A 13897-nucleotide genomic window follows, 5' to 3' on the forward strand; every position below is an offset into this window, starting at 1 on the left:
TAAAACACCATGCTGGTCAGACGAGCTGTTTTCTCCATAGCATCGCGAAGATTAGGCAGCGTCAAACGACGATGCAGAGCAGCCAGTATCAATGATCCCAGCGCACCAACCGCAGCAGATTCAGTAGGAGAGGCAATACCATAAAAAATGGAACCCAATACCGCGATTATGAGCAATAAGGGGGGGAGCAGACTCTTTAAAACACTGATCCACAGCGCGGCCAGTTCCGGATTATCATCCCGTACCGCTGGTGCCAGGTGTGGGTGACGCCATGCGACATAGACTATATATAGAATGTAAGCCACAATCAGCATTATGCCCGGCACTACTGCACCGATAAATAATTCACCCACCGGCACGCCGATAACATCACCTAACAGGATCAATATGATACTTGGGGGAATGATTTGTCCTAACGTGCCGGAAGCGGCAATAGTGCCACTGGCTAAAGACGGGGCGTAACCTCGCTTCAGCATCGAAGGTAAAGCAATAACGGTCATGGTGACTACTGATGCTCCTACTACTCCGGTGGTGGCAGCTAACAAAGCACCCACCATGACAACGGATATTGCCAGCCCTCCGCGAATTCTGCCAAACACCCGTCCCATGGTATCGAGTAGTTCTTCAGCAACACCGGATTTTTCCAGAACCACACCCATAAACACAAACAATGGCACCGCCAGTAAGGTGAAGTTGGTCATGATGCCCCAAATTCGAAATGGCAACAGCTGGAAGAAGTCAAAGCCTAGATAGATACTACCGAATAACAGCGAAATGGCACCGAGCACAAAGGCGACCGGATAGCCGGTCAGCAGGAGCAGGATCAACAAGGCAAACATCAGTAAAGCAATATATTCCATTATTTTTGCTCCTGATGATGTTGAATAATGCGGATATTCCGAATTAACTCAGCTACAGCCTGAATCATTATCAGTAGAAACCCCAGCAACAAAGCTGCTTTGAGAATAAAGCGGTAGGGCAGGCCGCCTGGATCGGGTGAGCCCTCCTGATATAAATAAGCATTGTAGGCAAATGGCCAGCTGCTGATCAGAATCAGCAGACAAAACGGCATCAGAAACAATATAATGCCAATGACATCAATCCATGCACGGTGCTTATTACTAAGCCGTTGACTGCGATAGAGAATATCTACCCGTACATGGGCATCATGTTTGAGGGTATAGGCGCTGCCGAGCAGAAATATCAATGCAAACAGATGCCATTCCAGTTCCTGTAAACCGACAGATCCCTGTTGAAACAGATAACGCATCATTACGTCGTAGCAGGTTAACAATACCAGTAGCAAAACCAACCAGCTGCAAAGTTTGCCAGTATATTCAGTGAAATGGTTTATCGAAGTTTCCAACGAGGCAAAGAATCGGTCCATGGTAGTCTTTCATCAACAAAATAAACGTTGAAGTTTCCCATAAAGCGGCCCATTGCTCCAGCAATTCACCATTTTATGAAATTTATTGCTCGACTTTCCGCAACAAGTTATGGAAGTGTTAAAGTGATATTGACTTATCACCTACCAGGAGAAATGACATGGATAATACGGAATTTAAAAATAGTGATGAAAAAAACCAACTGATACGCCTGTTATATATGCTGCTTTACGGTTTTGTGCTGTATCTAACGATGTCAGTGTTAGCAATTGTGGTCATTGTGCAGTTTGTCTTTGCATTATTTAGTGGCAGCGCCAATGATGCTATTCGAGGATTTTCAAAAGACTTGTCTCGCTTTATACAGCAAATTGTTTTATTTCTGACATACAATGATGAGAAAAAACCGTTTCCATTCAACCCACTATATGATGAGGTGGAAGCTGAAGCGGTGTATGATAACGACGATTATATTGCAGACTATGAAGACATCTCTGACCGTGATGATCCAGATGCACCTAAAAAATAAAATTGACTGATGGAATACTGAATTTCTTATGCTCACTGTAATCTCTCCGGCCAAGACGCTTGATTTCGATACGCCTGTGTCTACCAATAAATACTCTGAACCTCGTTTTCTGGATCAATCACAACAATTGATTGAGCAACTGAAAAAGCTGTCTTCTCAGGAAATCGCCAATTTAATGAAGATCAGCGACAAACTTGCCGGTTTGAATATGGCGCGGTTTCAACAATGGCAAACACCCTTTACCGAAGAAAATGCCAAACAGGCAATTCTGGCATTTAAAGGAGATGTGTATACCGGTCTTGCAGCTGAGACCCTGGATGATAAAGGGCTGGACTTTGCACAGCAGCATTTACGAATACTCTCCGGTTTATATGGTGTGTTAAGACCCCTGGATTTAATGCAACCCTATCGTCTGGAAATGGGCACCCCGTTTCAGAATGATGCCGGCAGGGATCTTTACAGTTTTTGGGGAGATCAAATACGGCAATCCCTGGAGGCTGAACCAGCATTGAAAGATGGCGTGTTGATCAATCTGGCGTCAAATGAATACTTTAAAGCCGTTGATGCCAAAAAGCTCAAGGCGACTATTATTACGCCTGTTTTTAAAGACTGGAAAAACGGTCAGTACAAAATGATCAGTTTTTATGCCAAAAAGGCGCGAGGACTGATGAGTCGTTTTATTATTGACCAACAAATTAACTCTCCGGAAAAACTCAAGCAATTTGACTCGGATGGCTATCGATATAGTGAAGAAATGAGTCAAAAAAATGATTGGGTGTTTATCCGGGATAATCATTAAGTAACGTGAACTAAGGTCGGTAATGAAGCCAGGGACGGTTACAAGAACCATAAAATCAATACTGATATTGATTGGCTTTATGGCCGGGCATATTTCAGCCAACGCAGAAGTCGTTTTGACGAAAGCAGAACAGGCTTATCTCACCCAAAAACAAGTCATTAAGCTGTGTGTTGATCCTGACTGGCTGCCTTATGAAGGCATTGATGAGCAAGGTGAGTTCACCGGTATCATGTCAGATTTTTATGCTTTATGGTCTGACAAAATCAATATGGCCATTCAGCTGGTCAACACGGCAAGCTGGCAGCAATCGTTGCAATTTATACAGGATGGCAATTGCGATATTCTTGCCAGCGCACAGGATGTCCCCAGTCGACGTGACTGGCTCAATGTCAGTAAACCCTTTATTTTTTATCCATTAGCTGTAGCCACTCAGCCAGATCACCAGTTTGTGGTGAAGTTTGAACAAATCCAACATCGTGATTTTGTGATGGTGGGAGGCTATGCGGGGGTCGAATTGCTTCGTAGTCGCTATCCGGATATCAATATCACCACCGTAAACACCTCAAGAGAAGGCCTGAAAATGGTCGAAACCGGTATAGCCCATGGATTTATCGATACGGTACCGACCATTAATTATCAGATGCTTCGCTGGGGAATCTCGCACCTGAAGATTAGCAATGTGCTGGATTTGCAGTATGCAATGTCGGTGGGGGTGAGCACCCGCGAAACCCAGTTGCTCGAAATTTTCAACAAGGCCATTGATGATACTTCAGAAGTTGAACGACAGCGTGTATTGAACAATTGGTTATCTATAGAGTTTCAACAAAATAATACGGCTTTATTCTGGCAATTATTGGTGGGCGTATCGTTAGTGCTGTTAGTATTAGTTTATCGTTATCGGCAGGTGCATCATCATAATCGAAACCTGCGTAATCTGAATAATCAGTTAGAACAAATCTCGCGCCATGATCACCTGACCGGATTAGCTAACCGTTATGCGTTACACGAGCGGTTTAACGTGGAAATCGAAACTTCCAGCCAGACCAGACAAGTCTTTTCAATCCTTTTGCTAGATGTTGATTTTTTTAAAACCATTAATGACGAGTATGGTCATGATGTAGGCGATGAGGTTATCAAACAATTTGCTTCTCTGTTAATGTCCAAGGTGCGTGAGAACGATATGGTAGGTCGTTGGGGCGGGGAGGAATTTCTAATTCTCTGTTCACAAACTTCCAAAAATGGCGCTTTTCAGTTAGCCGATCAGTTGCGTCATCAGGTGCAGAATTACAATTTCCCGGTAAATCAGCAAATTACTGCCAGTTTTGGATTAAGTGAGTATAGGCATGGCGAAACTATTGGTGATACGATTAAGCGAGCTGATGATGCACTATACGATGCCAAGAAAAATGGTCGGAATCAGATTGTAATGGCGGACTCTGATTAATATGAATTCACAACAAAACACCCTGTTAACACCAGGCAGATATTTTTTTGCCTTGTCTCCCGATACCAGTTCAAGGATGCAGATTCAGCACATTATGAAACGTCTACCGGAAGATCCCTCGCTGAAATTACAAACCACCGCCAATTTACATCAGACATTGTTATTTCTCGGCCAACTAGACCAACAACAATTAGATGCACTGTTAAAACAGACTGACTCAATACGTTTCCCGGCAATAGATATGCAGTTTGATCACCTGTCATACTGGGATGGTCCAAAGATATTTTGCCTGACAAGTCGTGCTCCAAGCAGTGAATTGTATAACCTGGTGAACCAACTGGAGCATATCGCCAGTCAGGCAGATATTAAAGTCGATGTAAAACCTTACCTACCCCATATTACATTGGCGCGAAAAGCCAGTGAATCTCTAGACGTGCCCATTGCCCCAGTTAATTTTAAAGCAGAACAGCTGGTATTAATGAAATCAGTTTCCACCGATCATGGGCCGCAATACCAACCCGTAATGCATTGGCCTGTCACTGCAGATTGATTAATTATATTTGCTCAATGAGAGCACTATAATCTGGTATAAATGGTGCTCTATCCCGGCGGCTATTCCCATAATGAGTTCAAACACAAAACTAGCCAATTTATTCAGGTTGTTGGTGGTGTTATCTGCCATCCTAACCAGCGGCAAATTGTGGGCTGAGGAAACTGTTTTACGGGTGGGTGTTTATGAAAACCCACCCAAATTGGTGATGGACCCAAACGGACAGGTGAGTGGCATTCTGGGGGATCTTTTACAGGTTATTGCGTTACAGGAAAACTGGAAGCTGGTTGCTGTACCCTGCTACTGGAATGATTGTCTGGAGCTTCTTGCTAAAGGGGAAATTGATTTATTACCTGATGTGGCAACCAGCTCAGAGCGAACTGAGTTTTATGATTTTCATAATACGGCTGCATTACTCAGCTGGTCGCAGATCTACGTAAATCGTGAACATAACCTCAGCAGTCTGTTGGAACTGGATGGTAAACGCCTGGCACTGCTCAAGGGCTCCATTCAATACGATTACCTTAGACAATTAGCTGAAAATTTCAATATTGATGTCACCTTTGTTGTTGTTGATACCCAACAGGCAGCATTCGCTGCTTTATCGGATGGCATTGCCGATGCTGTCACCGCTAATAATTTTATCAGTGAGCTTAAAGCGGCAGAACTGAATTTAAGACCAACGCCAGTGGTATTTCAACCGAGTCGATTATTTTTTGCTGTCCCCAAAAATAAACATGGAGAGGTGCTAAAAGCAATTGATAGCTACTTACAACAATGGCAGGCAGATGCCAATTCGCCGTACTTTACGGTCTTAAAAAAATGGAACAGCTCTACTAGCAAGATGACGATTCCAAAAGAAATCTGGTGGTTGCTTATTGCTTTGGTAGTCGGTTTTCTCAGTGCTTTAATGTTTTTGCTGTTGATGCGTCGCCGTGTAAAGGAAAAAAATATTTCTCTGCGTCAGACCCAACAAAATCTCAACGTGATTCTTGATAGTGTGGATGCTCATATTTACATCAAAGATCTGCAGTTACGCTATCAATATGTAAATAAAAATGTCTGCAAACTGATTGGGCTGGACGAAAAAGAGATTCTGGGTAAAACCGATGCCATTCTATTTGATCGGGATACCTGTAAAACGTTGCAGGAACATGATTTAAGGGTTATCAAACAAGGCGAACGGATTGTTGAAGAAGAAATAAATACCGTCCTTGGTTCAGATAAGCCCCAAACATTTTTATCGGTCAAACTACCATTGCGTCAGGAAGATGGCAGTATTTACGCTTTATGTGGGATTTCCACTGATATTACCGATTATCTGTTAATTCAAAAACAGCTTCGTAAACTGGCGTTATATGATTCTCTGACCGGTCTGGCCAACCGCCGATTGTTAATGGAGTTTCTGGAGGATTCGCTGGCAGAAGGCCACCAATCGGAAATGGAAGGTGCTTTACTAATTGTCGATCTGGACTCATTTAAAACCCTGAATGATACCTTGGGACATCACGCTGGAGATTTATTATTACAAGGCGTCGCAAAACGACTTCAGTCTCGATTATTGCCACATGATCTGGCTGCCCGATTGGGGTCTGATGAGTTTGTAATCGTCAAACCTAAAATGGGTAAAGCACGGGGAGAAGTAGAAGCGCTTGTACAACAATACGCCGAGGAAATTCTGCTGGATTTTGTCATGCCATTTGCACTTGAACAAACTCAGTACATTGCTTCCGCAAGTCTGGGTATAGCATTGTTCTCCGATGCCGAGGGAGATGTTGAGCGTCTTTTACAGGAAGCTGATATGGCTTTGTACCGAGCCAAAGCCTCGGGCCGAAACAGTCTGAGATTCTTTGATCCGGTTATGCAGATGGAAGTTAATCGTCGCAGTCAATTGGAACGCAAATTAAGAGAAGCCATTGCTTCTCAGCAACTTGAATTGTATGTACAGCCTCAAATCAGCAGTGACCAGCAGTATGTTGGCATGGAGGCCCTACTTCGCTGGCATGATCCGGTTGAGGGCTTTATTTCACCGGTCGACTTTATCCCGGTTGCCGAATCCAGCGGCCTGATAATTCCTCTGGGCGCCTGGGTGTTAAGAGAGGCTTGTCAGATTTTGGCGCAGTGGGCGAAGCTACCTGAAATGCAAAATCTTACTTTATCGGTCAATATCAGCCCACGGCAGTTCCGACATATGCAGTTTATTGACTATATCGACAGTTGTCTGAAAGAGTTAGATGTCAATCCAAATCATTTGGAGCTTGAAATCACCGAGAGCCTTTTAATTGAAGATATTGATCAGACAATCGAGAGGATGAATGCCTTGCGCCAACGTGGTTTGCGTTTTGCACTTGATGATTTTGGCACCGGCTATGCGTCGTTAAGTTATCTAAAATTACTGCCACTGAATAAACTGAAAATCGATCAGTCATTTGTCCGGGATGTGCTGACCGATCCAAACGATGAAGCAATTGTCAGCACCATCATTGCGTTGGGACAAAGCCTGGATTTGGCGGTGATCGCTGAAGGAGTGGAAACCGAAGAGCAGGCAGTGCTGTTGGAAAAATTTGGCTGCCATGTTTATCAGGGCTATCACTTTGGCAGGCCTGCACCAGTGGCCGAGTGGCAACAAATTATTTCCGAAAAGCGTTTGGCCCTTAAACCTCATTAACTTTTTTAATCAATTGAGTTTCTTGCGCAACGCAAACTTATAAAATTCAAATCCGCTAACGGTGTTGTAAAAAATTGTATGGTTATTTTCGACAAATTTAGCGTTAACACGCTATTTTCCATACAATATCATTTTTTAGTTCAATATTCCCATACATTGTCTTTTTTTGTATGTAAATAAAATTGTATTTGTCCGGGAAAGTGCTTAGCCTGTAGCCTAAATGTTAGGGGCTGTTTATCTTTCATAGCCTCCAGCAGTGGTGGCGATGAAAGATAAACAGCCCCTAGGAATTTACCTATGCACTTGTGGAAAGCCCGAATCGAAACCGATGCGAAATCCAAATATCTTGGTATTGTGGAAGCGTTGGAAGCCGATATCTATTCTGGTTATGTCAAAGCCGGTGATCGTTTACCACCACAACGCGCTGTGGCCGAAACCTTAAATGTTGATTTGACTACGGTTACCCGTGCTTTCAACGAAGCGCGCCGACGTGGATTGATCGATGCCACCACCGGTCGTGGCAGTTATGTACGACAGCATGTCGAAAGTAAACTTATTTCGCATATCTCCGAGGCTCGTCCATTGCTGGATTTGAGCATGAATAATCCGCCGCAGCCCGAGTCAGCGGGTATACAGCAACATATTCCACAAGGTATCGCCCAGCTGATTTCCGGAGCCGACCGGGTGTTACAGATGCATTATCAGGATAGTGCCGGGAACCCACATGATCGAAGTGCTGCCTCGGGCTGGCTAAATCAAACTATAACGAATGTCTCGGCAGAACGCACACTGATCACCGGTGGAGCACAGTCTGCTTTGTATGCCATTTTGCATTGTATGGCAAAACCCGGTGATATCATTGCTTGTGGTGAGTTTGTCTATCCCGGCCTGAAATCGGCTGCTGAACAGCTTGAACTGGTATTGCAGCCTTTAGCTATGGATGAAGAAGGGGTACTTCCAGCGTCATTTGAACAGGCATGTCGGGATCACAGAATCAAGGCGATTTATCTGGTGCCGACGATGGATAACCCGACAACCGCCACCATGTCATTAACCCGTCGGCAGCAAGTCGTTGCCGTTGCCAACGAATATGACATCACGATTATTGAAGATGATCCTTATTCGCCGCTGCAGACAGAGGCCGTTAAAGCCTTAGTCGATTTAGCAGCTGATCGTACCTGGTATGTACGGACACTTTCCAAATGTATCACGCCCGCTTTGCGGCTGGCCTATGTGATTGCTCCCAGTATCTCACAGGCACTGGGCCTCGCTAATGTATTAAGAGCGATTAGCGTTATGGCCTCACCATTAATGGCTGCGCTGGTGACACGTTGGATTTACGATGGACGTATTAACCGGTTTGCTGAAGCCATTCGGGAAGAGAACCGTCTGCGTCAACAGATTGCCAGCCAATTATTAGCAGGAATGGACTTTTACAGTCATCAGGAAGGCCATCATATCTGGCTACAGCTCCCCAGTTGCTGGCAGGCCCAGGCCTTTGCTGAACAAGCCACCGTGCTGGGCGTATCGGTGGTGGCATGTAACAGTTTTGGTTTCACTGACAATCAGCGACAGGCCGTGCGCCTGTCGCTGGGATTGTCGCCGGATCATGCGACTTTGTCACAGGCATTAAGTATCTTGCGCGGATTATTAATTCAGCCCGCCACCACATCACATCACATCATTTGACCCCAGAGGTGAAATAATTATGACTGAACAACCTATTCACTTTATGGAAAAAAATGGCGATATCTATGAGGAAATGGCCGATTGGGATGTGAATGCCGGCGGCGAGAAAATTGTCGCAAAACGTATGTCAGGCCGGTTTCGTAACCTGAAATGGTTTGGTATGTCGGTTTGGCTGTTTTATTTTCTGGTGCCGTATATCCGCTGGGATGATAAACAGGCGGTATTACTGGATATTCCCAATCGTCAGTTTCATTTTTTTGAGCTGACGATTTTTCCGCAGGATATCTGGATGCTCTCACTGACGTTGTTGTTTTTTGCCATTTTGCTGGCGGCAGTCACCAGTGTTGCCGGACGGGTTTTCTGTGGTTACTTTTGTTTCCAGACAGTGTGGACCGATATCTATACATGGATTGAAGGCAAACTCGAAGGCAATACTCCTCAAAAACAATTACGTTTCAAACAAGCGCCATGGTCGGTCAGTAAACTACTGAGAAAAATCAGTAAACACACGCTATGGTTGGCTATCGCCTTGTTAACCGGGCTGACTTTTTCAGCCTGGTTCACTGATGCGTTTGAGTTGTGGCGTGATGTATTTAGTTTCCAGGCGCATATTGCGGTGTGGATTGCGATGGCAATCTTTACCACTTTTACCTATGTTTTTGCCGGGTTTATGCGTGAGCAGGTTTGTTTCTGGTTGTGTCCTTATGCCCGTTTACAGGGGGTTATGTATGACCAGAATACAATTTTGCCCGCTTATGATGCTGAGCGGGGCGAGCCACGAGGCAAACTGAAAAAAGGTGAGACCGACCCGAGTAAAGGCAGCTGCATAGATTGCAAACTTTGTGTCAATGTCTGTCCGACCGGCATTGATATTCGTAAAGGTCAGCAGGAAGGTTGTATTACCTGTGGTTTGTGTATTGATGCCTGCGATTCGGTAATGGATAAGATTAATGAACCCCGTGGTTTGATTCGTTATGCTTCCTATGCCGAGCTGCAAGGTCACAGCAAACCACAACCCTTGTACAAGCGTCCACGGGTGATTATTTACAGCTTGATCCTGCTGGCGTCACTGGGCGGTATAGCCTACGGCTTTTTATCCTTATCAGCCACCGACTTCAGTGTCAGACCGGACCGTCAGCCTTTATTTGTGCGCCTCAGTGATGGCTCGATACAGAACCGCTATACGCTGAAATTGCTCAACAAGCAGAATATGCCGATTGAAGTGCAATATCAGATTGAAGGTCTGGAGGGGGCCAGTCTGCATGGGGTGCATGACTCTTATGTTTTAGAGCCCGCCAAAGTACTAACCGTGACTGCGCTGGTTCGGGTGCCGGAATCAGAGCTGCAAAGCGGCATCAGCCCGTTGACTTTTAATGTTGAGGTTATCGACGGACCGCAGTCCGATATTTCTTACCAGACTATCTTTATCGCACCCAAATAAAACGGTGCGATAAGGTATTTAATCTTTTGGTTTGATAAACAGTTCGTAAAGATCGGCCCGGCGATCTTTCAGATTATTGACGGCACCTTCATTGCGGACCAGTTTGAGTTTTTCCAGATCCAGATCGGAAAACATGATCATCTCACTGTTAGGCGTGGTTTCAGCCATTATTGCATCATGGGGGAAGGCGAAATCAGACGGTGAGAATACCGAGGATTGGGCATATTGCACATCCAGGTTTTCCACTTTCGGTAAGTTGCCAACACTACCGGTAATCGCAACATAACATTCATTTTCAATCGCTCTGGCGCGTGCACAATGGCGAACCCGCAAATAACTGTTTTTGGTATCAGTCCAGAATGGAACAAAAATAATATCAACTTCCTGATCAGCAGCAATACGGCCCAGTTCAGGAAATTCAATGTCATAGCAGATCATGATGGCAACACGACCGGCATCGGTTTCAAAAACCTGAAATTTATTGCCACCTTCAATTACCCAGTCACGGCGCTCATGCGGGGTAATGTGAATTTTACGCTGTTCATCGACCCGGCCATCACGATGGCAAAGATAAGACACATTGTAGACCCGATCATTTTCCAGTAATGGCATTGAGCCGGTAATAATATTAATGTTGTAGCTGACCGCCATTTCCGACATTTCGTCGCGGAACTGTTCGGTAAAACTCGCCAGGTATCGGATTGCCCGAGTCTGATCCATTTGATCGGTCAGTCCCATTAATGGGGCATTGAAAAACTCGGGAAACAGGGCAAAGTCGCTTTTGTAATCCGACAATGCATCAACAAAGTATTCAACCTGTTTAAGCACTTCCTCAACCGAATGAAACTCACGCATCTGCCACTGCACGGCGCCCAGACGAACCTGAGTTTTTTTGACATCCAATAACGAAGTGGGTGGGGTGTAAAGAATATTGTTCCAATCCAGCAATGTGGCATGGCCCAGAGATTTCTCATCTTCCGGCAGATACTTATGCATCAACCGCATGACCTGAAAATCATTGGATAACTGGAAAGTCAGGATCGGATCATAAATCTCTTTTCGTGAAACTTGATCGATGTACTCTGCAGGTGAAAGCTTGTCAGCAAATTTATGGTAATTAGGGATCCGTCCACCGGCCAGAATAGCGCGTAAATTCATTGAACGGCATAATTCCTTACGCGCTTCATATAAACGACGCCCTAACCGATAACCCCGATATTCCGGATGAATAAATACATCCAGACCATACAACGAATCTCCTTTCGGGTTATGCCAGATTTTGTCATTTTTCAAGATTAAATCATCGTAGGTATGCGGATTGCTGAATCGCTCATAACTGACCATAACGGTTAATGCCACAGCAATCAGTTCACCCGAATCTTCAATGCAGATCTGTCCATCCTGAAACTGATTAATTAATCCTTCAATCGTGGGTTGCGGCCAGGCACCGCCGATGTCGTCGTATACTGTGTCCATCAGAATTTTGAGCTGATCGTAATCCTCCAGGGTCAGATTACGTAAATTCAGGTGCAGCTCTTCATGGGCCATAAATGCTCCGGGGTTCAATTTGTTTCAATGATGAAATATCGCATTGAGTCTAGCAGATGCAGACAGGCATGATCAGGGCTTAAGACTTTATTTTTACATTAACCCGTACTAACGTCGTTCTCGGCACAAGCTGTTATATTGCGGTTTAAAAGGAATCTTATGACCACTGATCAAATCATTATTTTTGCCGTGCTGGCAGCAACACTGGGCCTGTTTATCTGGGATAAGCTGCGCTATGACGTGGTGGCGGTGTTGGCCCTGTTAGCTGTTGCGTTAACCGGTCTGATTCCCGCAGATGATGTCTTTTCCGGCTTAGGACATCCAGCGGTGGTGACGGTGGCTGCGGTATTAATTCTTGGTCAGGCACTGGTTAATGCCGGTGTGGTCGATGTCATTGCTCGCCAGTTGACCCGAGTGGGCAGTCATCCAACCATTCAGATGGCCGCGCTTACCGTGACCGTGGCAGTTTGCTCCGGATTTATGAATAACGTCGGTGCATTGGCCTTACTAATGCCCGTGGCGATCTGGATGTCCCGGCAGAGCGGACATTCGCCATCAATGTTTTTGATGCCTCTGGCGTTTGGTTCGTTATTGGGTGGTTGTTTGACCCTGATTGGTACACCACCGAATATTATTATTGCCAGTTATCGTGCTCAAACAGATTCACCCGCATTCGGCATGTTTGATTTTTTACCTGTTGGCGCAGCAGTTACGATTGTCGGCGTGATTTTTTTGGTGCTATTTGGCCGTTTACTGACGCCTAAGCGTGAGGCCAGTAACAGCGAAGAAGAATTATTCGAGATCAGCAGTTATCTCTCAGAACTCACCGTGCCGGAACAATCTGATTATAGCGGACGCAGTCTGATGGATTTGGTCGCTGCAGTAGAAGATGAGGCTGATATCACGGTGTTGGCATTATTACGTGGTGAAGAGCGCTTTAATACACCTTCCATGTATAAAGTGTTACAGCAGGACGATGTGTTGTTGGTTGAAGCGGATTCCGACAGCCTGAAAGCGCTTACCGATGTCACGGGACTGAAGCTTATCGGCGATAAAACCGATGAGCAAACTGAAGAGCAAGCCGACGAGGCAGATTCGAGCAAAACCAAAGCTCTGGATTTGGCCGAAGCTATTCTGGCGCATGATTCAATTTTGGTTGGAAATACCTTAAGCAGTCTGTCAATCCGCCAACGTTACGGCGTCAATATTCTTGCTGTGGCACGTCGAGGTCATCAGCTCAAACAACGTTTGCATCAAATCCGCTTTGTCGCTGGCGATATTTTGCTGATGCAAGGTAATGAGGACGTGCTCAAATCAGTTATGGGAGAGCTGGGTTGTCTGCCCTTGGCATCGCGAGGCTTGCGTCTTGGGCAACCGCGGAAAGTGGCCATAGCTTCGTTCATTTTTATCGGCGTAATTCTGTTGATTATGTTTGATGCTGTTTCCACTGCAACGGCAATGGTGGCAGGGGTGGTGGCGATGTTTTTTGCGGGTTTATTGCCGATTGCAAAGTTATACAAAAGTCTGGATTTGCCGGTGATTGTGCTGCTGGCGGCGATGTTGCCAGTGGGTCAGGCATTGGAAACAACGGGGGGATCAGAGTTAATTGCCACTTTATTACTTAATATGTCGGAGTCCACGCCACCGGCAATGACGTTGGTGATCCTGATGGTGGCAACAATGTTACTGTCGAATATTATCAATAATGCCGCGGCGGCGATATTGGCCGCACCAATTGCCTTGAGTGTGGCCAGCGGCATGGATGTTTCGGCAGACCCGTTATTGATGGCCGTGGCGATTGGTGCCTCTTGTGCTTTTTTGACTCCGATTGCTCATCAATCCAACAG

At 45.3% G+C, this 13897-nt stretch carries 11 protein-coding genes; 8 read left to right on the top strand and 3 right to left on the bottom strand.

The genetic code is table 11. From position 1 onward, the window contains the following. Together B3182_RS03215 and B3182_RS03220 are read right to left on the bottom strand one after the other, a co-directional pair. On the bottom strand, window positions 1-860 hold an 860-nt coding region (locus tag B3182_RS03215; protein WP_292751521.1), incomplete at its 3' end, for a TRAP transporter large permease. After that, on the bottom strand, window positions 860-1387 hold the full coding sequence (locus tag B3182_RS03220; protein ID WP_292353791.1) for a TRAP transporter small permease subunit: 528 nt from the start codon (window positions 1385-1387) through the stop codon (window positions 860-862). The genes B3182_RS03220 and B3182_RS03215, both read right to left, overlap by 1 nt. Window positions 1388-1545: 158 nt before the next feature. On the opposite strand from B3182_RS03220, the gene B3182_RS03225 reads away from it, so the two are divergent. The 7 genes from B3182_RS03225 to ccoG all read left to right on the top strand — a co-directional run bounded on the left by B3182_RS03225 (window position 1546) and on the right by ccoG (window position 10502). Then, on the top strand, window positions 1546-1911 hold the full coding sequence (locus B3182_RS03225) for a DUF4389 domain-containing protein (RefSeq protein WP_292353793.1): 366 nt from the start codon (window positions 1546-1548) through the stop codon (window positions 1909-1911). A 28-nt stretch (window positions 1912-1939) separates the two neighbouring features. Then, window positions 1940-2710, top strand: coding sequence for a peroxide stress protein YaaA (gene yaaA, locus B3182_RS03230; protein ID WP_292353795.1), 771 nt, complete (start codon window positions 1940-1942; stop codon window positions 2708-2710). A 115-nt stretch (window positions 2711-2825) separates the two neighbouring features. Further along, a complete protein-coding gene (locus tag B3182_RS03235) occupies window positions 2826-4154 on the top strand; it encodes a diguanylate cyclase (protein ID WP_292741925.1) in 1329 nt (442 codons plus the stop codon). Between the two features lies 1 nt (window position 4155). Further along, on the top strand, window positions 4156-4704 hold the full coding sequence (thpR, locus tag B3182_RS03240) for an RNA 2',3'-cyclic phosphodiesterase (RefSeq protein WP_292353798.1): 549 nt from the start codon (window positions 4156-4158) through the stop codon (window positions 4702-4704). A 73-nt stretch (window positions 4705-4777) separates the two neighbouring features. Further along, entirely contained in the window at window positions 4778-7372 is a 2595-nt protein-coding gene (locus B3182_RS03245; protein ID WP_292353800.1) for an EAL domain-containing protein, read from the top strand. 297 nt (window positions 7373-7669) lie between these two features. Continuing rightward, on the top strand, window positions 7670-9061 hold the full coding sequence (locus B3182_RS03250; RefSeq protein WP_292751524.1) for a PLP-dependent aminotransferase family protein: 1392 nt from the start codon (window positions 7670-7672) through the stop codon (window positions 9059-9061). Window positions 9062-9080: 19 nt separating this feature from the next. Then, entirely contained in the window at window positions 9081-10502 is a 1422-nt protein-coding gene (ccoG, locus tag B3182_RS03255; RefSeq protein WP_292353803.1) for a cytochrome c oxidase accessory protein CcoG, read from the top strand. An 18-nt stretch (window positions 10503-10520) separates the two neighbouring features. On the opposite strand, the gene B3182_RS03260 is transcribed toward ccoG, so the two are convergent. Continuing rightward, complete coding sequence (locus B3182_RS03260) at window positions 10521-12050, bottom strand: bifunctional GNAT family N-acetyltransferase/carbon-nitrogen hydrolase family protein (RefSeq protein WP_292353805.1); 1530 nt, start codon at window positions 12048-12050, stop codon at window positions 10521-10523. A gap of 159 nt (window positions 12051-12209) precedes the next feature. Between B3182_RS03260 and B3182_RS03265 the strand changes: the two genes are divergently transcribed. Continuing rightward, window positions 12210-13897: SLC13 family permease (locus B3182_RS03265; RefSeq protein WP_292751526.1), on the top strand; the 1688-nt coding region annotated here is incomplete at its 3' end.

Source organism: Methylophaga sp. UBA4204 (genome assembly GCF_002379485.1).
GTDB lineage: Bacteria > Pseudomonadota > Gammaproteobacteria > Nitrosococcales > Methylophagaceae > Methylophaga.